Origin of the sequence: Pseudomonas sp. KD5, assembly GCF_012932895.1 — a bacterium.
In the GTDB taxonomy this organism is placed as follows: Bacteria; Pseudomonadota; Gammaproteobacteria; order Pseudomonadales; family Pseudomonadaceae; genus Aquipseudomonas.
On the sequence record NZ_JDWJ01000004.1, the window covers coordinates 424642 to 441478 of the forward strand.

23 protein-coding genes are annotated in these 16837 nt (G+C 59.8%); 17 read left to right on the plus strand and 6 right to left on the minus strand.

The window, feature by feature from the left end:
- Position 1: 1 nt before the first annotated feature.
- Positions 2-397: a DUF2784 domain-containing protein gene (locus AF70_RS11710; RefSeq protein ID WP_028941011.1), complete on the minus strand. Its 396-nt coding sequence runs from the start codon at positions 395-397 to the stop codon at positions 2-4.
- A 60-nt stretch (positions 398-457) separates the two neighbouring features.
- Positions 458-1333 carry a 4-hydroxy-tetrahydrodipicolinate synthase gene (gene dapA, locus AF70_RS11715; protein ID WP_028941010.1) on the minus strand — a complete coding sequence of 292 codons (876 nt, stop codon included), beginning with the start codon at positions 1331-1333 and terminating at the stop codon, positions 458-460.
- Between the two features lie 379 nt (positions 1334-1712).
- Between dapA and AF70_RS11720 the strand changes: the two genes are divergently transcribed.
- The 5 genes from AF70_RS11720 (at position 1713) to AF70_RS11740 (ending at position 4390) form a co-directional block, all read left to right on the plus strand.
- Positions 1713-2411 (plus strand): AzlC family ABC transporter permease, encoded by a 699-nt coding sequence (locus AF70_RS11720; protein ID WP_018928001.1) that lies wholly within the window; start codon positions 1713-1715, stop codon positions 2409-2411.
- On the plus strand, positions 2411-2722 hold the full coding sequence (locus AF70_RS11725) for an AzlD domain-containing protein (protein WP_162830927.1): 312 nt from the start codon (positions 2411-2413) through the stop codon (positions 2720-2722). The genes AF70_RS11720 and AF70_RS11725 overlap by 1 nt, the downstream gene beginning before the upstream one ends.
- Before the next feature lie 61 nt (positions 2723-2783).
- Complete coding sequence (locus AF70_RS11730; protein WP_019582797.1) at positions 2784-2942, plus strand: hypothetical protein; 159 nt, start codon at positions 2784-2786, stop codon at positions 2940-2942.
- 219 nt (positions 2943-3161) lie between these two features.
- Complete coding sequence (locus tag AF70_RS11735) at positions 3162-4061, plus strand: polysaccharide deacetylase family protein (protein ID WP_019582796.1); 900 nt, start codon at positions 3162-3164, stop codon at positions 4059-4061.
- A gap of 77 nt (positions 4062-4138) precedes the next feature.
- Positions 4139-4390, plus strand: a complete 252-nt coding sequence (locus AF70_RS11740; RefSeq protein ID WP_028941009.1) for a DUF1652 domain-containing protein — start codon at positions 4139-4141, stop codon at positions 4388-4390.
- Here the strand turns inward: AF70_RS11740 and AF70_RS11745 are convergent.
- Positions 4387-5283 carry a LysR family transcriptional regulator gene (locus AF70_RS11745; RefSeq protein WP_028941008.1) on the minus strand — a complete coding sequence of 299 codons (897 nt, stop codon included), beginning with the start codon at positions 5281-5283 and terminating at the stop codon, positions 4387-4389. The two genes, AF70_RS11740 and AF70_RS11745, sit on opposite strands and share 4 nt — an antisense overlap.
- Positions 5284-5412: 129 nt before the next feature.
- Here AF70_RS11745 and AF70_RS11750 point away from each other — a divergent pair, with 129 nt between their 5' ends.
- The 8 genes from AF70_RS11750 (at position 5413) to AF70_RS11785 (ending at position 12869) form a co-directional block, all read left to right on the plus strand.
- The gene (locus AF70_RS11750; protein ID WP_028941007.1) at positions 5413-6561 is read left to right on the plus strand and encodes a muconate cycloisomerase family protein; all 1149 of its coding nucleotides are present in this window, start codon (positions 5413-5415) and stop codon (positions 6559-6561) included.
- A gap of 10 nt (positions 6562-6571) precedes the next feature.
- Positions 6572-6862 (plus strand): muconolactone Delta-isomerase, encoded by a 291-nt coding sequence (gene catC / locus AF70_RS11755; RefSeq protein WP_028941006.1) that lies wholly within the window; start codon positions 6572-6574, stop codon positions 6860-6862.
- Between the two features lie 51 nt (positions 6863-6913).
- Complete coding sequence (catA, locus tag AF70_RS11760) at positions 6914-7843, plus strand: catechol 1,2-dioxygenase (protein ID WP_018927994.1); 930 nt, start codon at positions 6914-6916, stop codon at positions 7841-7843.
- Between the two features lie 119 nt (positions 7844-7962).
- Entirely contained in the window at positions 7963-8922 is a 960-nt protein-coding gene (locus AF70_RS11765) for an AraC family transcriptional regulator (RefSeq protein ID WP_028941005.1), read from the plus strand.
- A 275-nt stretch (positions 8923-9197) separates the two neighbouring features.
- Positions 9198-10562 carry a benzoate 1,2-dioxygenase large subunit gene (gene benA / locus AF70_RS11770; protein WP_028941004.1) on the plus strand — a complete coding sequence of 455 codons (1365 nt, stop codon included), beginning with the start codon at positions 9198-9200 and terminating at the stop codon, positions 10560-10562.
- Positions 10559-11047, plus strand: a complete 489-nt coding sequence (gene benB / locus AF70_RS11775) for a benzoate 1,2-dioxygenase small subunit (RefSeq protein WP_028941003.1) — start codon at positions 10559-10561, stop codon at positions 11045-11047. The genes benA and benB overlap by 4 nt, the downstream gene beginning before the upstream one ends.
- 10 nt (positions 11048-11057) lie before the next feature.
- Positions 11058-12071, plus strand: a complete 1014-nt coding sequence (gene benC / locus AF70_RS11780; RefSeq protein ID WP_028941002.1) for a benzoate 1,2-dioxygenase electron transfer component BenC — start codon at positions 11058-11060, stop codon at positions 12069-12071.
- 24 nt (positions 12072-12095) lie between these two features.
- Complete coding sequence (locus AF70_RS11785; protein WP_028941001.1) at positions 12096-12869, plus strand: 1,6-dihydroxycyclohexa-2,4-diene-1-carboxylate dehydrogenase; 774 nt, start codon at positions 12096-12098, stop codon at positions 12867-12869.
- A 30-nt stretch (positions 12870-12899) separates the two neighbouring features.
- Here the strand turns inward: AF70_RS11785 and AF70_RS11790 are convergent, their stop codons facing one another.
- A complete protein-coding gene (locus AF70_RS11790; protein ID WP_019582786.1) occupies positions 12900-13262 on the minus strand; it encodes an NUDIX hydrolase in 363 nt (120 codons plus the stop codon).
- A 221-nt stretch (positions 13263-13483) separates the two neighbouring features.
- Between AF70_RS11790 and AF70_RS29805 the strand changes: the two genes are divergently transcribed.
- Positions 13484-13687: a hypothetical protein gene (locus AF70_RS29805; RefSeq protein ID WP_007941550.1), complete on the plus strand. Its 204-nt coding sequence runs from the start codon at positions 13484-13486 to the stop codon at positions 13685-13687.
- Positions 13688-13889: 202 nt separating this feature from the next.
- Here AF70_RS29805 and osmE read toward each other — a convergent pair whose 3' ends face one another.
- Together osmE and AF70_RS11805 are read right to left on the minus strand one after the other, a co-directional pair.
- Positions 13890-14249 (minus strand): osmotically-inducible lipoprotein OsmE, encoded by a 360-nt coding sequence (gene osmE, locus AF70_RS11800; RefSeq protein ID WP_019582785.1) that lies wholly within the window; start codon positions 14247-14249, stop codon positions 13890-13892.
- A gap of 11 nt (positions 14250-14260) precedes the next feature.
- Entirely contained in the window at positions 14261-14500 is a 240-nt protein-coding gene (locus AF70_RS11805; protein WP_019582784.1) for a hypothetical protein, read from the minus strand.
- A 91-nt stretch (positions 14501-14591) separates the two neighbouring features.
- Between AF70_RS11805 and AF70_RS11810 the strand changes: the two genes are divergently transcribed.
- The 3 genes from AF70_RS11810 (at position 14592) to AF70_RS11820 (ending at position 16597) form a co-directional block, all read left to right on the plus strand.
- Positions 14592-15818: an RtcB family protein gene (locus tag AF70_RS11810; protein ID WP_028941000.1), complete on the plus strand. Its 1227-nt coding sequence runs from the start codon at positions 14592-14594 to the stop codon at positions 15816-15818.
- Positions 15819-15917: 99 nt separating this feature from the next.
- Positions 15918-16154 (plus strand): hypothetical protein, encoded by a 237-nt coding sequence (locus AF70_RS11815; RefSeq protein WP_028940999.1) that lies wholly within the window; start codon positions 15918-15920, stop codon positions 16152-16154.
- Positions 16155-16261: 107 nt separating this feature from the next.
- Positions 16262-16597: a hypothetical protein gene (locus tag AF70_RS11820; RefSeq protein WP_018927983.1), complete on the plus strand. Its 336-nt coding sequence runs from the start codon at positions 16262-16264 to the stop codon at positions 16595-16597.
- Positions 16598-16837: the final 240 nt, after the last annotated feature.

A 16837-nucleotide genomic window follows, 5' to 3' on the forward strand; every position in this document is an offset into this window, starting at 1 on the left:
TTCAACCGGACCGGTGATTACTGCCTGAACGGGTCGGATGCTTCCATTGCCGGAACAGCCGCACATAGATCAGCATGTTGAGCGCCAACACCACGCTGCCCAGTGCCAGTTGAATCGTGGGCGTCAGCCCGGCCGGGTAAATAATCGGCCACACGTAATGTTCGATGAAGCCGCCGCCGTAACCGGTTTGCCCGGCCGCGTGGCGCATGCGGTTTTCCCATTCGGTGAGTGGGCATGCCAGGTGGAAGACTTCCACGATTACTCCCCATGCGGCGGCGGGCAGGTGCCACCAGATCAGGTGGCGCCATTTGAGCACCAGCAGCCCGCCGAACAGCACGAACAGAATGAACAGCAAGTGAGACAGCACCAGCCCGTCGGCGGCGATTCGGTAAAGCATGTCGATTCCCTGACGTGTTGGGTGAATCGCTCCATGGTACTCGGGCTGGACGCTTGTGCTCTATCGATTGCCGCCTTCAAGCGCTGCCAGTACTTCTTTCAAACGCACCGCCGTGCTTTCGCTGCTGCGTTGCATCGGCGCTCGCAGTTCGTCGTGGATCAATCCTTCAAGGGCCAGGGCGGTTTTTACCGGGGCGGGATTGGGCTCGATGAACAGGCTGTGAATCAGTGGCAGTAACTGGAAGAAGGTCGTTCGGCCGGCGGCTAAACGGTTGTCGCGAAGCTGTTGATACAGCGTCACGAACAGTTCGGGATGAACATGGGCTGAGGCGGCAATCGCGCCTTTGGCACCCAGGCATAGCGTGCCGAAGATCTGATTATCTTCGCCGCACAGCACGTCGACGTTGCCGCTGGAGAGCAGCGCGAAGGTGTTGGCCGGGTTGCCGCCGCAGTCCTTGATCGCGACGATCCGCTCGTGGGCGACGATCCGGAGCAGCGTTGCCTGCTCGAAGGCTATGCCGGTGCGATAGGGGATGTCGTAGAGAATAATCGGGACGCTGGATGCGTCGGCGACGGTCTTGAAAAAGGCTTCGAGGCCGGCCTGGGAAGGGCGGATGTAGTACGGCGGCGGAACCAGCAAGCCCGCCAGGGGACGCTTCAGGATTTCGCTTTGAAATTGCAGCAACTCGGTGAGGTTGTTGCCGGCCAGGCCCATGACCACGCGTTCTGGCGGAACCTGTTCCAGCACCGCATCGAGCACCGCCAGTTGTTCATGTTTGGCCAGCGCCGCGGCTTCCCCGGTGGTGCCGCAGACCACTATGCCATCGACGCCTTTTTCCAGCAGACGACTGACCAGCCGCCGCAATCCGGCGAAGTCGATCGCGCCATTGTGAAACGGCGTAACGATGGGAACCCAGATACCTTGAAACGATGACATGCACTTTCTCCTGAAGGTTGACCGATTTCGTCACCGTCAGAAGCGTAGAAGGAAGTCAGCAAGAGGAGGGGTGTCCGTCGCGCTCAATGTCCTGTCAGCTCATCTGACGGGACAGCGCGCCCCGGTCACATGAGCGACTGTTTCTTCGATTTAGGGGCGTGCGCAACGCAACCTTGCGCCTTGGCAATCAAGCCAATGACGACAGTGTTGAGGTTGAAGGTTGCGGACATGGTTGCTTACACCCTGAATGAGGCGCCCAGTTTTAAAAGCCGACGGGGTATTTGTCAATCGTGAAGTCGTTGCAAGTGCGCAAGATTGTTCAAGCCATCGGCCATGACTGCTGGCACAGTCTGACGTCTTTCCCTGGTTGTAGAGCGTTATGTCCAACTCATTCATGCCGCGTACTGCATTCCTTCGTGGCGCCGCGGCCATCATGCCGTTGTCCCTGGCGACCGCGCCCTGGGGATTGCTGGCCGGTTCCATGGCCATCGAGGCCAACCTCACGCCCCTGCAAGGCCAGGGGCTGTCGAGCATCGTGTTTGCCGGCGCGGCGCAATTGGTCGCCATCGGCATGCTCAAGGGCGGCGCTGGGGTCTTTTCGATTCTGTTGACCACGTTGCTGCTGACCTCCCAGCATTTGCTGTACGGGATGAGCATGCGCTCGGTGATTTCCCCGCTGCCGGGCCGCTGGCGTATCGGGCTGGGCTTTTTGCTCACCGACGAGTTGTTCGCCCTGACCAGCCAGCACGACAAACAGCAGTTCAACCGCTGGTACGCCCTCGGCGTGGGCCTGACGTTTTACATCGCATGGAACCTCTTCACCCTGGCGGGCATTGTGCTGGGCAGCAGCATTCCGGGCCTCGAACACCTGGGGCTGGATTTCTCCATCGCCGCGACGTTTATCGCCTTGATCACGCCGGTGGTGCGCAACGTTCCGACGGTGGTCTGCGTGGCGGTCTCGCTGTTCTGTTCGGTACTGTTCAGCTATTGGCAATGGGGTTCGGCGCTGGTGCTGTCGGGGTTGGCGGGCATGACGGCGGGCTTTATCTGCAACAAACTCTACGTGGGGCGCACATGATGGTCTGGGCTGTGATTATCGGGATGGGCCTGCTGGTATTCCTGAACCGCTACGTATTTCTTGAGCCTCGGTTGCCGGTACGCCTGAGCAGCAATGCCCGGCAGTTCCTCGGTTTCGCGGTGCCGGGCATGCTCACCGCGATCTGCGGGCCGATTGTGTTCATGCCCGACAAACAGTTGAACCTGCAGTGGGACAACCCCTACCTGATCAGTTCGCTGGTGGCCGTGGGCCTGGTGCTTTACACCCGCAATACTCTGCTCAGCATGTTGTTGAGCATGGGCTTTTTCTTTTTGCTGCGCTGGTGGCTCTGAGTCGTCCGGCGCGAAACTGTTCTACGCTTAACGGATGATCCCTTGAGGACGGGAGGTGGGCATGGCCACTGAACCAAAGCATCCGGACCTGGATGATGAGACCGATGAACCGACGGAGGAAGAAATCGAGCGGCAGAAGCGTTCGATGCCGGACTGGAAGCACCCCGACGACGGTAAAGAGCTGTCGGACCGCGACCAGGAACGCCCGCTGAAGCCCTGATCGGTTTGCACATCCCCAAAGCCCCGCCAATTGATGGCGGGGCTTTTTAGTTTTTGTAGTTTGAAATGCAATCACCCGGGGAGCAGGCGCTGGAACCAAACACTGTGTACCCTTATCCAACCTCGGCTCGCAGCGATTGGCGGGCCGGTCGAAGGATAAATGGGCGAGGGGCTTTTGCCATTAAACGTGACGGTCGCAAGGTCTGGCCCAAGGCAAAACATGAAGCAGTTGATCAAGGTTCTATCCGTATTCGCCATCGCCGTCGGCCTGTTTGGCTGCATCGCCGCGCCCATTGAAATGACGCCGCAGACGCAACAGCGTCTGCAAGCGCAGGCGCCGATCCGCTTTCTGCTGACCTTCGACGACGGGCCCAGCGCGTCCGGTTTTTACAACCCGACCGCCACTGTACTCGACAGCCTGGCGCGCAATCCGCTGCAACCGGACATCAAAGCCGTGTTCTTCGTGCAGACCCGCGCCTCGGGCGCCGGCGGCAGTGACGTGGGCCGCCAGCTCATGCGGCGCGAACAGGCCGAAGGGCATCTGCTGGGCTTCCACACGGCCACTCCCCATCACACCAACCATCGCTCCCTGGAGCCGGAACAACTGGAGCAATCGCTGACCAACGGCAGCGCAGACATCGCCGCGATCACTGGCACTCCACCGAACCTGGTGCGTCCGCCGTTCTGGAACTACGACAAACGCACCTTCGCCGCCTACCAACAGCATGGCATGCACGTACTGCTGACCGACCTGAGCGCCAATGACGGCAAGATCTGGGGCTTCAACGCCAGCCCTCGGCGGCGGGCCAATATGCTGCGGCAGCTGTCCGAAGTGCGCGAGCGCATCGCCCTTGGCGAGTTGCCGACGGTGGATGGGGTGATTCCGGTGGTGGTGACCTTTCACGACCTCAACCGCTACACCGCCCGGCATGCCCGCGAATACCTGCAAATCCTCCTCGACAGTGCCAACGCCACCGGTCTGGCCACGGCGCAGAAACCGTTTTACGACGACACGACAGCGCTACAGCGGGCGGCCATGGCGCGCACCGTCAAGCAGAGTTCCGAGCCTGTTCGTTTGCCGGGGATCTGGAATTGGATATGGGATGGGGATGCTCACTGAGCTCACTGGCGCATTGCGCAAGCTGAACTAATCTCAGTGGATCCAATCGGAAAACCGTCCATGGAGGGGCGTCTGTCATGGTTTCAATTGAGCAGCTTTGCCAGATTGTCGAGTCCGGTTTCAAGCCGCTCTCCTGCGAATGCACCGTGAACCGCGATGAAACCTTGCGGATCAAGGTCTTCGATCGCGATACCGGACGGATTGAGTTGTTGATCACCGGCGTATCCCCCGACAAACTGATCAGTGTTCGCGATATTTCCAACCTGATTGGCGAACTTCGCACAGAAATGCGTGCCGGTCGTCGAGCGTTCGCCGGTGTCGTGGCCTAGTTTTCAGGTCTGTCGCGCGGCAGCAGTTCATCGATCATCTGCAAGCAATGATTCAACCCCGGCGACACATCGCCCACGCGCCTGCTGAGGATGATCGGCGAGGTCGCGTTGTCTTCCAGCACCGGGGTAAAGCCAATGTCGTCGCGGTGAAGCAACTGCACCGAGGCCGGTACCAGCGTTACCCCGATTCCCGCCCCCACCAGACCAATCGCCGTTTGCAGCTCGTTGGTCCATTGCGCCACCTTGATGTGCACGCCACTGGCTTCGAACAATGCGATCACGTGGTCGGCGTAACTCGGACGCGGGTTGCCGGGATAGAGCACAAAGGGTTCCTTGGCCAGTTCCCGAAGGCTGATGGGCCTGGCGAGGAGCGGATGGCCGGCGGGCAGGGCGGCCACCAGTCGGTCTTCGGTGAGCACGGTCTGCAGGATGGCCGGGTCGTCGATGCGGATGCGCCCGAAGCCGATATCGATACGCCCGGCCTTGAGCGCCTGCACCTGTTGCAACGTGGTCATTTCCGAGAGCCCCAATTCCAGCGCCAGAGGCTCGCCGCTGCGCAACCGGCGAATCAGTTCCGGCAGCACGCCATAGAGGGTCGAGGGCGCAAAGCCGATGCCCAGCCAGGTCTTTTCGCCCAGGCCGATCCGCCGCGTGTTGTCGCAGACCTTGCCCAGTTGTTCGAGCAGGGCGGTGGAGTGTTCATGGAAAAACCGCCCGGCGTCGGTCAGCTTCAGCGGTCGGCCGCGTTCCAGCAGCAACACCCCGAGTTCGTCTTCCAGCTGCTGGATCTGCCGGCTCAGCGGCGGTTGGGCGATGTGCAGCAGTTCGGCGGCGCGGGTGAAGTTGAGGGTTTGAGCCAGCACCTGAAAATATCGCAGGTGACGCAGTTCCATGGGGCCTCCGGACGTCGATCTGTTAAATACCTTTAAGGTATCGAGTCAGACCAATTCTATATTGGCTTCCCGAAAAAAGCCGTACCAGAATCGGTTCCAGAACTTTAAGAACCTGACGGGTATCGCGACATGCTTGCAACAGCCATTGAATCGATCGAGACGATCATCGTCGATCTGCCGACCATTCGCCCACACAAACTGGCGATGCACACCATGCAGAACCAGACTCTGGTGATCATTCGGGTGCGCTGTGCCGATGGCGTTGAGGGTATCGGTGAGTCGACCACCATTGGCGGCCTGGCCTACGGCAACGAAAGCCCGGACAGCATCAAGACCAACATCGACAAACACTTCGCGCCACTGCTGATCAGCCAGGACAGCGGCAATGTGAATGCCGTGATGTTGCGCCTGGAGCGCAGCATTCGTGGCAACACCTTCGCCAAATCGGGTATCGAAAGCGCCTTGCTCGACGCCCAGGGCAAGCGCCTTGGCCTGCCGGTCAGCGAACTGTTGGGTGGACGGGTTCGCGATGCATTGCCGGTGGCCTGGACCCTGGCCAGCGGCGACACCGCCAAGGACATTGCCGAAGCGGAAAAAATGCTCGACCTGCGCCGCCACCGGATCTTCAAGCTGAAAATCGGCGCCGGCGAGGTCAACCGCGACCTGGCTCACGTTATTGCGATCAAAAAGGCCTTGGGCGATCGCGCCAGCGTGCGGGTCGATGTCAATCAGGCTTGGGACGAAGCAGTCGCTCTGCGGGCCTGCCGGATCCTCGGCACCAACGGCATCGACCTGATCGAACAACCTATCTCGCGCAATAACCGCGCCGGCATGGTGCGCCTGAATGCCATGAGCCCGGCGCCGATCATGGCCGATGAATCCATCGAATGCGTGGAAGATGCCTTTAACCTGGCACGGGAAGGCGCCGCTTCGGTGTTCGCTCTGAAAATCGCCAAGAACGGCGGCCCGCGCGCCGTGCTGCGAACCGCCGCGATTGCCGAGGCGGCCGGTATCGGCCTGTACGGTGGCACCATGCTCGAAGGCGGTATCGGCACGCTGGCCTCGGCCCATGCCTTCGTCACCCTGAATACATTGAGCTGGGATACCGAATTGTTCGGCCCGCTGCTGCTGACCGAAGACATCCTCAGCGAGCCATTGGTCTACCGCGATTTCCAACTGCACGTCCCGTCAACACCGGGGCTGGGCCTGGTTCTGGATGAAGAGCGCCTGGCGTTTTTCCGTCGGGACAAAAGTTCCACTGTCGTTCATCAAGCCTGAGGAGGGCATCATGCTGTTTCACGTAAAAATGACCGTGAATCTACCGGTCGACATGAACCCGGAGCGCGCCGCTCAGCTAAAGGCCGACGAGAAAGCCCTGGCCCAGCGCCTGCAAGCGCAAGGCAAGTGGCGTCATCTGTGGCGCATTGCCGGGCTCTATGCCAATTACAGCGTGTTCGATGTCGACAGCGTTCAGGAGCTGCACGACCTACTGATGCAATTGCCGCTGTACCCGTACATGGCCATCGAGGTCAACGCGCTGTGCCGGCATCCTTCTTCCATTCGCGAGGATGACCGCTGAACCCAGCCTGTTCAGTTCGCTACGCTAATAATTACAAGATGAGGATCCACCATGAACGTCAAGATTTCCCACACCGCCAGTGTCCAGAAGTTTCTCGAAGAAGCCAGCGGCCTGCTCAATGAAGCCGGTGATCCGCGGGTCAAAGCGCTGGTTTACCGCATCCTGCGTGATTCGGTGAACATCATCGAAGACCTGGCCGTGACCCCGGAAGAATTCTGGAAAGCCGTCAATTACCTCAACGTGCTGGGCGCGCGGCAGGAGGCTGGTCTATTGGTAGCCGGGCTTGGTCTTGAGCATTACCTCGACCTGCTGATGGATGCCGAAGACGAGCAGGCCGGCAAATCCGGCGGTACCCCGCGGACCATCGAAGGGCCGCTGTATGTGGCGGGTGCGCCGCTGTCGCAAGGCGAAGCGCGTCTCGATGACGGCGTCGATCCGGGTGTGACTCTGTTCATGCAGGGCCGGGTGTTCAACACCGCCGGCGAACCGCTGGCCGGGGCGGTGGTGGATGTCTGGCACGCCAACACCGGCGGCACCTATTCGTACTTCGACACCACCCAGTCCGAGTTCAACCTGCGTCGCCGGATCGTCACCGATGCCGAGGGCCGTTATCGCTTCCGTAGCATCGTGCCGTCGGGCTACGGCTGCCCGCCGGATGGTCCGACCCAGCAACTGCTCAATCAACTGGGCCGTCATGGCCAGCGGCCGGCGCACATTCACTTCTTCATTTCGGCACCGGATCATCGTCACCTGACCACCCAGATCAACCTCGATGGCGATCAGTACCTGCATGACGATTTCGCCTACGCCACCCGTGACGAACTGATCGCCAAGATCACCTTCAGCGACGATCCGCAGCGTGCGGCGGCCCATGGCGTCAGCGGTCGCTTTGCTGAAATCGATTTCGACTTCACCCTGCAGTCGTCCGCCCAGCCTGAGGAGCAGCAACGCCACGAACGGGTCCGCGCACTCGAGGACTGATACCCTCGACCAGCCGAACCGGGCCACGAGATAACCGACCGTTTATCTCGTGGCCTTCTGTGTTTCGGGCAGGACACTAGAATGGCGGCGCCACTGATAACAACAATGAGAGTGAACCGATGATGCAAGCGCAATTGTTGAGTCATCGCAGCAGAATCTTCGACCATGCCGACCCGTATGCGGTGTCGGGCTACGTCAATCAGCATGTCGGCAACCATTGCCTGCAGATGCCCAGGGCCGGCCGACCGCTGGCCAGCCTCGATCATCGCAAGTTCGCCAGCCTCGACCTGTGCCGCATCAGTTACGGCGCCAGCGTGCGGGTTACCTCTGGCGCGCTGGACAGCATCTATCACTTGCAGGTGTTGCTGCGCGGCAACTGCCTGTGGCGTGGCCACGGTCAGGAACATTACTTCGCGCCCGGTGAGTTGCTGCTGATCAACCCGGACGATCCGGTGGATCTGACCTATTCCAGTGATTGCGAAAAATTCATCCTGAAAGTCCCCACCCGGCTGTTGGAGTCGGTGTGCGAGGAGCAGCGCTGGCGGTATCCGGGGCAGGGCGTGCGGTTTCTGGAGAACCGTTATCAGCTCAATGAACTGGAAGGTTTCGTCGGCCTGCTGGCGATGATTTGCCAGGAAGCCGAGGCATCCGAGCCGATTCCTCGCGTGCAGGAGCACTATGCGCAAATCGTGGTCAGCAAGATGCTCGGCCTGATGAAGACTAACGTCATGCGCACCGACCCTGGCTCAGCCTCGGCCACGTTCGAGGCGCTGGTCGATTACATCGCCCGCAACCTCAAGCAAGACATCGACAGCGAAGAACTGGCGCGCCAGGCGCGGATGAGCCTGCGTTCGCTGTATGGGCTGTTCGAACGCAATGCGGGGGACACGCCGAAAAACTACATCCGGCAGAAGAAGCTCGAGCGCATTCACGCCAACCTGAGCGACCCGACCTGCAACGTGCGCAACGTCACGGAAGTGGCCATGGATTACGGCTTCCTGCACCTGGGCCGGTTCTCCGACAGCTACCGCAAACAGTTCGGCGAGTTGCCTTCCGACACCCTCAAGCGCCGTCATTGATTGCCAAGACGTTTGACGAATAACCTGTGGCGAGGGGGCTTGCCCCCGTTCGGCTGCGCAGCAGTCGTAAATCCTGCCGACGCGGTGTGCCTGACAGAATGCCGGGGGCCGCTTCGCAGCCCAGCGGGAGCAAGCTCCCTCGCCACATTGGCAATCATCAACCACCGACCGCCCCTTGCACAAAACGGATACAGGTCTGCACCCCGCGGATAGTCCACCCCATCCCCACGTCCTAGCATGGCCCTGCCTGAATAAAAACAATGGAGGCGGCGGCCATGTCCCTGCGACCCGAATACCTTCACTCCCTGCTTGAAGAAAACCCTGAACAGGGTATCTATCGCTGCAAGCGCGAGATGTTCACTGACCCGCGGCTGTTCGACCTCGAGATGGAACACATCTTTGAAGGCAACTGGCTGTACCTGGCGCACGAAAGCCAGATCCCCAACAACAACGATTTCTACACCACCACCATGGGGCGCCAGTCGATCTTCATCGCGCGCAACAAGGATGGCGTGTTGAACGCCTTTATCAATGCGTGCAGCCACCGCGGGGCGATGCTCTGCCGGCACAAGACCGGCAACAAGAGTTCGTACACCTGCCCGTTCCACGGCTGGACCTTCAACAACTCCGGCAAGCTGCTCAAGGTCAAGGACCCGGCGGCGGCCGGCTACCCGGCGAGCTTCAATTGCGAAGGCTCCCACGACCTGACCAAAGTCGCGCGTTTCGAGTCCTATCGCGGTTTCCTGTTCGGCAGCCTCAAGGCCGACGTGGTGCCGTTGGCGGAGCACCTGGGCGAGTCGGCGAAGATCATCGACATGATCGTCGACCAGTCCGCCGATGGCCTGGAAGTGCTGCGCGGTTCCTCCAGTTACATTTACGAAGGCAATTGGAAACTCACCGCTGAAAACGGTGCCGACGGCTATCACGTCAGCTCCGTACACTGGAACTACGCCGCCACCCAGAACCAGCGCAAACAGCGCGAAGCCGGCGATTGCAATCCGACCATGAGCGCCGGCACCTGGGCCAAGCAGGGCGGTGGTTTCTATTCCTTCGACAAGGGCCACATGCTGCTCTGGACCCGTTGGTCCAACCCCGAAGACCGTCCGCTGTACGAACGTCGCGACGAGTTGGCCCGGGACTTCGGCCAGGCCCGCGCCAACTGGATGATCGAGAACTCGCGCAACCTGTGCCTGTACCCGAACGTGTACCTGATGGACCAGTTCAGCTCGCAGATTCGCATCGCTCGGCCGATCTCGGTCAACCGCACCGAAATCACCATTTACTGCATCGCGCCCAAAGGTGAAAGCGACCACGCCCGTTCGAGCCGCATTCGGCAGTACGAGGACTTTTTCAACGTCAGCGGCATGGCCACTCCAGACGATCTGGAAGAGTTTCGCTCCTGCCAGACCGGTTACCAGGGCAGCGTTACCACCTGGAACGACATGTCCCGTGGTGCCGAACACTGGATTGAAGGCGCCGATGACGCGGCCAAGGAAATCGACCTGCACCCGTTGCTCAGCGGGGTGCGTACCGAAGACGAAGGCCTGTTCGTGCTGCAACACAAATATTGGCAGCAGACCATGCTCAAGGCCCTGGCCGCCGAACAGTCCGAACTGATTGCAGTGGAGGCCGTGCAATGACCATGACCTATGACGCGGTGCGCGATTTTCTCTACCGCGAAGCGCGCTACCTCGACGACAAGCAATGGGATGACTGGCTGGAGTTATACGCGCCGGACGCCACTTTCTGGATGCCGTCCTGGGATGACAACGACGAGCTGACCATCGATCCGCAGCGGGAAATCTCGCTGATCTGGTACGGCAACCGCACGGGCCTGGAAGATCGCATCTTCCGCATCAAGACCGAGCGTTCCAGTGCCAGCGTGCCGGACACCCGCACCTCGCACAACCTCAGCAACATCGAGCTGATCGAACAGACCGACGGCCTGTGCAAGGTGCGCTTCAACTGGCACACCCTGAGCTTTCGCTACAAGACCGTCGACAGCTATTTCGGCAGCAGTTTCTACACCCTGGATGTGCGCGGCGAGAACCCGCTGATCTTGGCCAAGAAAGTGATCCTGAAGAACGACTACGTTCGCCAGGTCATCGATGTTTACCACCTCTGAGGCGGCCGTCATGACTCATTCCATTGCGTTCAATTTCGAAGATGGCGTCACCCGGTTCATCGACGCCAACGCCGGCGAAACCGTGGCCGATGCTGCGTACCGCCAGGGCATCAATATTCCGCTGGACTGCCGCGACGGCGCTTGCGGCACCTGTAAGTGTTTCGCCGAAGCCGGGCGCTACGACCTGGGCGAGGACTACATCGAAGACGCCCTCAGCGCCGACGAAGCGCAGCAGGGTTTTGTCCTGACCTGCCAGATGCGTGCGCAGAGCGATTGCGTGGTGCGCGTGCCGGTTTCATCGGATGTCTGCCGTACTCGTCAGGCCAATTACGACGCGACCATCAGCGCCGTACGGCAGTTGTCTGACAGCACCATCGCGCTGTCGATCAAAGGCGAGTCCCTGAGCAAACTGGCGTTTCTGCCGGGGCAATATGTGAACCTCGGGGTTCCCGGCAGCGAGCAGACCCGCGCGTATTCATTCAGCTCGTTGCAGCGTGACGGAGAAGTCAGTTTCCTGATTCGCAACGTGCCCGGCGGCTTGATGAGCAGTTTCCTGACCGGCATGGCCAAGGCCGGCGACAGCATGAGCCTGGCCGGACCGTTGGGCAGTTTCTATCTGCGCGATATCCGTCGGCCGTTATTGCTGTTGGCCGGTGGCACCGGTCTGGCGCCGTTTACCGCGATGCTGGAAAAAATCGCCGAGCAGGGCAGCGAGCATCCGCTGCATTTGATCTACGGCGTGACCAACGATTTCGACCTGGTGGAAATCGATCGACTGGAAGCCTTTGCCGCACGAATCCCGAACTTCAGCTTCAGCGCCTGCGTGGCCAACCCCGACAGTCGGCACCCGCTCAAGGGCTACGTGACCCAGCACATCGAGCCACGGCATCTGAACGATGGCGACGTCGATGTCTACCTGTGCGGCCCGCCGCCGATGGTCGAAGCGGTCAGCCAGTTCATTCGCGATCAAGGCATCGCGCCTGCGAACTTCTACTACGAGAAATTTGCCGCCAGCGCGGCCTGAGCCGCGCTGTTGTGGGAGAGATACATGAACAGATTCCACGAAAAAATCGCGCTGATTACCGGTGCAGCCCAAGGCATCGGCCGGCGTGTGGCGGAACGCATGGCCGCCGAAGGTGCGCGGTTGATTCTGGTCGACCGCTCCGATCTGGTGTTCGAGTTGCAGAAAGAACTGGGGCGGGACAGCCAGGTGCTCGCCCTGACCGCCGACCTTGAGCAATACAGCGAATGCAGCCGCGTGATGCGCACCGCCGTCGAGCGCTTCGGGTGCCTCGATGTGTTGGTCAACAATGTCGGCGGCACGATCTGGGCCAAGCCTTTCGAGCACTATGAAGAGTCGCAGATCGAAGCCGAAGTGCGCCGTTCATTGTTCCCGACGCTGTGGTGTTGCCATGCCGCGCTGCCGTTCATGCTTGAGCAAGGCAGCGGCGCCATCGTCAACGTTTCATCGATTGCGACCCGCAGCGTCAATCGCGTGCCTTACGGTGCGGCGAAGGGTGGGGTCAATGCGCTGACCGCATGCCTGGCGTTCGAAACCGCCGGCCGTGGGGTGCGGGTCAACGCAACCGCCCCCGGTGGCACCGAAGCGCCGCCGCGGCTGATTCCGCGCAACACCGCGGAACAAAGCGCTCAGGAAAAGCTGTGGTATCAGCAGATCGTCGACCAGACCCTCGACAGCAGTTTGATGAAGCGTTACGGCACGCTGGATGAACAGGCAAGCGCTATCCTGTTTCTGGCCAGCGACGAAGCCTCCTACATCACCGGCATGGTCATGCCGGTTGGTGGCGGCGATCTGGGCTGACCTTTCGAAGGAGGCGTCGGCTGCGATGAGCTACAAGCGACGCTGAAACGCTCTGACGATTCTGAGTGTGGCGTCGCTTGTGTTCAGGTTCTGGACGGCGTCCAGCGGGTACCAGATGCAATCGATGATTTCATTCTGCGGCCGCGCCTCGGCCACGTTTATGACTGATGCCTCGTAGACATGATGCCGGGTGCTGATCGTTTCCAGCTCCATCAGATACAGGAGGCCATCGACCCCTAGCCCGGTTTCTTCATAAAGTTCTCTTGTGGCCGCGCCCGCGATGGTTTCGCCAGGCTCGATTTTTCCGCCCGGCAAGGTCCAGCGCCCCCTGGGTTTGCGCACCAGGAGAATGTGCCGATCCTGCTCGCAAATGACGGTTGCGCGTACTTTCATGGATTACCTGACTGCCGGTTGTCATAAAACAGTCATAAAAATGCAATATTCAGACCGCAATCCGCAGACGTGTCTGCTTCAAGGGTTAGAGTCGAAAGGGCGGTTGAAAGTGCAATGGGATGCCGGAATCCTGACGCGACGTCTGGTCGGCACTTCAGTGAAGGTCGGGTGTAAGGTAATAAGTGGACTCTGGACTATCACTGCCGAAATGGAGGTGAATTATGAGCGTTCCGATGCTGACCAAAATGCACATGAACGGCTATGACGTACTCAGCGTGAACAGTGGCCCGTGGCGGGTGTGCACCAAAGGTGACCGGCTTGGATCCTTTGGCAGCCGAGAAGAAGCACTGGCCTATGCGGCTGCGCTTCCCGCCTACAGAGCCCGGTCGGGCAGATCATCGCGTAGCCACAAATCAGACAAATAGTGCGCCTGAAGCCCCGGTACGCCGGGGCTTGTACCCGCTTGTAGCAGCTGCCGAGCCCGCGAGGCTGCGTTCGGCTGCGAAGCAGTCGTGAAATCATACGGCGCGGTGTATCAGGTACACCTCATTTGCAGGATTTGCGACGGCTTCGTCCGAATGCGGCCCACACCGAACGCAGCCTCGCAAGCTCGGCAGCTGCTACAGGTCAGTAACCACCACCCATCCCGCCCGTGGACGGGGAATACTCTCTGGCTTTTCGTTGGACACGACTCCACTCGGCGCAGGTCATGAAGGCTTTATGGTCGACCTGGCCCCTGCCATCAAAACTGACGCTATACGGCTGCTGATTGCCGGCCTGGGTCAGTTTGTAATCGAAGCAAGTGCCTGGCTCCACCGTGCGATCGGTGATCGATAGCGGCTTGCCGCCAATCTGCTCGACCTGATCCTTGGTCATGCCGGCTTCGACCTTGGCCACCAGCGGCTGGTCCCGGTAAATTTGTGATTCGGTGTTGCAGCCACCTGTCGCCGCCAGCACGGCGATCAGCGCGCATAGAGGCTTGTTCATGGCAGCGCTCTCTAGTGAGCTTTCGTTCGAGTGATGGTTTTTGCTTTCACCTCTTCAGCATAGCCCGCCAGACGCTCTTCATCGCCCTGGAACAAGGAGCACAGCCTGAGCGTCGCCTCTGCGTCCACATCATTGCCGGCCAGGCGCAACTGCTCTGCGATGCGCAAAAGTTCTACCGCCGACCACCTCAGGTCCGACGCCACACCTTGCAGGTCGCGCCGTAGTTGCTGTTCATATTCGTTAAGCCACATGATGACCTCCTGCAATCCCCCGCTACGAAATAGTAATCCCATTTACCTCGATGGAGCGTTATGTTCGTCTGATCCAAAGAGAGTCGACATCATGCAACAACCTGCCTACCAACTGCTGGAAGTCGCCAACGGCAAGCCAATCAAACTCTGGACCGAAGGCGTGCCGGTTGAAAGCGAAGCCCGGCAGCAACTGATCAATACCGCGAAGATGCCGTTCATCTTCAAGCACCTGGCGGTGATGCCGGACGTGCACCTGGGCAAAGGCTCCACCATCGGCAGCGTGATCCCCACCGTGGGCGCGATCATTCCGGCGGCCGTGGGCGTGGACATCGGCTGCGGCATGATCGCCTCGCGCACCTCGCTGACCGCTGCCGACTTGCCGGACAACCTGCACGGCCTGCGCACTGCCATTGAAAAGGCCGTGCCCCATGGCCGCACGTTGAGCCATGGCCGCCGTGATGAAGGCGCCTGGGAGCGTGTTCCACAGCAGGCCGATCAGGCCTGGGCAGCGCTGAACCCACGGTTCAAGGCGATCACCGACAAGTACCCGAAACTCGCCAGCACCAACAACCGCCATCACCTGGGTACCCTCGGTACCGGCAACCACTTCATCGAGGTCTGCCTGGACGAGGCCAATCGCGTCTGGTTCATGCTGCACAGCGGTTCTCGCGGCGTTGGCAATGCCATCGGTACGCTGTTCATTCAATTGGCCCAGGCGGACATGCGCCAGCACATCGCCAACCTGCCGGACCGTGACCTGGCCTACTTCAAGGAAGGCAGCCGGCACTTCGATGACTACGTCGAAGCGGTGGGCTGGGCTCAGGACTTCGCCCGGCAGAACCGTGCCTTGATGATGCAAGCGGTGATTCATGCGGTGCGGCAGGTGATCCGCAAACCTTTCGAAGTTGCGCTGGAGGCTGTGAACTGCCACCACAATTACGTGCAGAAAGAGCGGCATTTCGGCGAAGACATCCTGGTCACCCGCAAAGGCGCGGTGTCGGCGAAGAAGGGCGAGCTGGGGATCATTCCCGGTTCCATGGGGGCCAAAAGCTTCATCGTTCGCGGCCTCGGCAACGAGCAATCGTTCTGTTCCTGCAGCCACGGCGCCGGTCGCACCATGAGCCGCACCAAAGCCAAGAACACCTTCACCGTCGCCGACCAGATCCGCGCGACCGCCCATGTGGAATGCCGCAAGGACGCGGCGGTCATCGATGAGATCCCGATGGCCTACAAGGACATCGACAAAGTCATGCACGCCCAGCGTGATCTGGTGGAAGTGCTGCACACGTTGCGACAGGTGGTGTGCGTGAAGGGGTAGGGATGGGAGGTATTCCGCTGGTCGGGAAAATCAACGGGAGTGGACAACTCTGCTGTCGTATGGAGGTAGTGATCTATTCGCTGGGGCGAGGTATCTCAAATGACGGCGACTGATGATTTCAGACACCATGCGCATGAACTGATCGCGGACCTGGATGCGGCCACCACGGAAATGATGAAGTTGATTTCAGCCCATCAGTTCAGTGGGCCGGAATGGGAACGGGTCACGAAATGGCAGCATGAAGCGTACGAGCGGTGGATGAAGTATCTGAATGCGAGTTCGTATACCGATTCTGGCTCGGGGGTCGATCCGGGGCAGGGCGAGGCCTCTGTATAGAAGCCTCTGTATAAGAAAGCTCCTTTATAGCGGCGTAACCCCAGCGTTTGCTGGATGTCTGCCCAAGTACAGGCTACATTTCCCGTTTTTCAGGATAGAGAAGCATCATGCGGATGTTGATAGCGGGAGTAGCGGTGGCTGCGTTGGCGGGCTGTTCATTGCCCGCATCCCTGGTGCCCGGTGAGCCCAATGTCAGCAAATACAGCGATAAGGCGCCCAAGGAATATGCCGGGTGTGTATTGCCATTGTGGCGTCAGGAGATTGCGGGAACGACGCAAACCGCGATTTCCAATGGCTATCGGATTACTGCACCGAGCGTCATCACAGCTGACGAAATTCTGGATATCGTGAAGTCGAAGGATGGCAGCCGGGTATCGCTTTACCAAGGGCCGCCATGGGCCAAGTCAGGAGCGTTGCGCCAGGCTGTTCGGGATTGTCTGTAACGGCTTCTTCAGTAGATGACTCAAAAATAGTGTGGATATTTAATGAGTTACGAGATTTAGTAACTGGATAGTGAATTAAAATATCTTGTTACAGATCAATTGATTGGGTAATATTGCCCCGCGTTCACCACCACGGTTTATGCATTTTTAAAGCCCAGGCGTCCATCAGCTGCCTGGGCTTTTTTTTGTCTGGCATTTAGGGATGGCTTACAAGCACGCTGCCGGCAGAGCGCCAGCAGC

What these genes read in the sequence shown, in the direction of transcription:
- benC (WP_028941002.1), top strand. Translation starts at nt 11,058, where the DNA reads ATGACTCATTCCATTGCGTTCAATTTCGAAGATGGCGTCACCCGGTTC.
- AF70_RS11720 (WP_018928001.1), top strand. Translation starts at nt 1,713, where the DNA reads ATGTCCAACTCATTCATGCCGCGTACTGCATTCCTTCGTGGCGCCGCG.
- AF70_RS11805 (WP_019582784.1), bottom strand. Translation starts at nt 14,500, where the DNA reads ATGTGGCTTAACGAATATGAACAGCAACTACGGCGCGACCTGCAAGGT.
- AF70_RS11725 (WP_162830927.1), top strand. Translation starts at nt 2,411, where the DNA reads ATGGTCTGGGCTGTGATTATCGGGATGGGCCTGCTGGTATTCCTGAAC.
- dapA (WP_028941010.1), bottom strand. Translation starts at nt 1,333, where the DNA reads ATGTCATCGTTTCAAGGTATCTGGGTTCCCATCGTTACGCCGTTTCAC.
- AF70_RS11815 (WP_028940999.1), top strand. Translation starts at nt 15,918, where the DNA reads ATGACGGCGACTGATGATTTCAGACACCATGCGCATGAACTGATCGCG.
- benA (WP_028941004.1), top strand. Translation starts at nt 9,198, where the DNA reads ATGTCCCTGCGACCCGAATACCTTCACTCCCTGCTTGAAGAAAACCCT.
- benB (WP_028941003.1), top strand. Translation starts at nt 10,559, where the DNA reads ATGACCATGACCTATGACGCGGTGCGCGATTTTCTCTACCGCGAAGCG.
- AF70_RS11730 (WP_019582797.1), top strand. Translation starts at nt 2,784, where the DNA reads ATGGCCACTGAACCAAAGCATCCGGACCTGGATGATGAGACCGATGAA.
- AF70_RS11710 (WP_028941011.1), bottom strand. Translation starts at nt 397, where the DNA reads ATGCTTTACCGAATCGCCGCCGACGGGCTGGTGCTGTCTCACTTGCTG.
- AF70_RS11810 (WP_028941000.1), top strand. Translation starts at nt 14,592, where the DNA reads ATGCAACAACCTGCCTACCAACTGCTGGAAGTCGCCAACGGCAAGCCA.
- AF70_RS11820 (WP_018927983.1), top strand. Translation starts at nt 16,262, where the DNA reads ATGCGGATGTTGATAGCGGGAGTAGCGGTGGCTGCGTTGGCGGGCTGT.
- AF70_RS11735 (WP_019582796.1), top strand. Translation starts at nt 3,162, where the DNA reads ATGAAGCAGTTGATCAAGGTTCTATCCGTATTCGCCATCGCCGTCGGC.
- AF70_RS11745 (WP_028941008.1), bottom strand. Translation starts at nt 5,283, where the DNA reads ATGGAACTGCGTCACCTGCGATATTTTCAGGTGCTGGCTCAAACCCTC.
- AF70_RS11750 (WP_028941007.1), top strand. Translation starts at nt 5,413, where the DNA reads ATGCTTGCAACAGCCATTGAATCGATCGAGACGATCATCGTCGATCTG.
- osmE (WP_019582785.1), bottom strand. Translation starts at nt 14,249, where the DNA reads ATGAACAAGCCTCTATGCGCGCTGATCGCCGTGCTGGCGGCGACAGGT.
- catA (WP_018927994.1), top strand. Translation starts at nt 6,914, where the DNA reads ATGAACGTCAAGATTTCCCACACCGCCAGTGTCCAGAAGTTTCTCGAA.
- AF70_RS11740 (WP_028941009.1), top strand. Translation starts at nt 4,139, where the DNA reads ATGGTTTCAATTGAGCAGCTTTGCCAGATTGTCGAGTCCGGTTTCAAG.
- AF70_RS11790 (WP_019582786.1), bottom strand. Translation starts at nt 13,262, where the DNA reads ATGAAAGTACGCGCAACCGTCATTTGCGAGCAGGATCGGCACATTCTC.
- AF70_RS11765 (WP_028941005.1), top strand. Translation starts at nt 7,963, where the DNA reads ATGATGCAAGCGCAATTGTTGAGTCATCGCAGCAGAATCTTCGACCAT.
- AF70_RS11785 (WP_028941001.1), top strand. Translation starts at nt 12,096, where the DNA reads ATGAACAGATTCCACGAAAAAATCGCGCTGATTACCGGTGCAGCCCAA.
- catC (WP_028941006.1), top strand. Translation starts at nt 6,572, where the DNA reads ATGCTGTTTCACGTAAAAATGACCGTGAATCTACCGGTCGACATGAAC.
- AF70_RS29805 (WP_007941550.1), top strand. Translation starts at nt 13,484, where the DNA reads ATGAGCGTTCCGATGCTGACCAAAATGCACATGAACGGCTATGACGTA.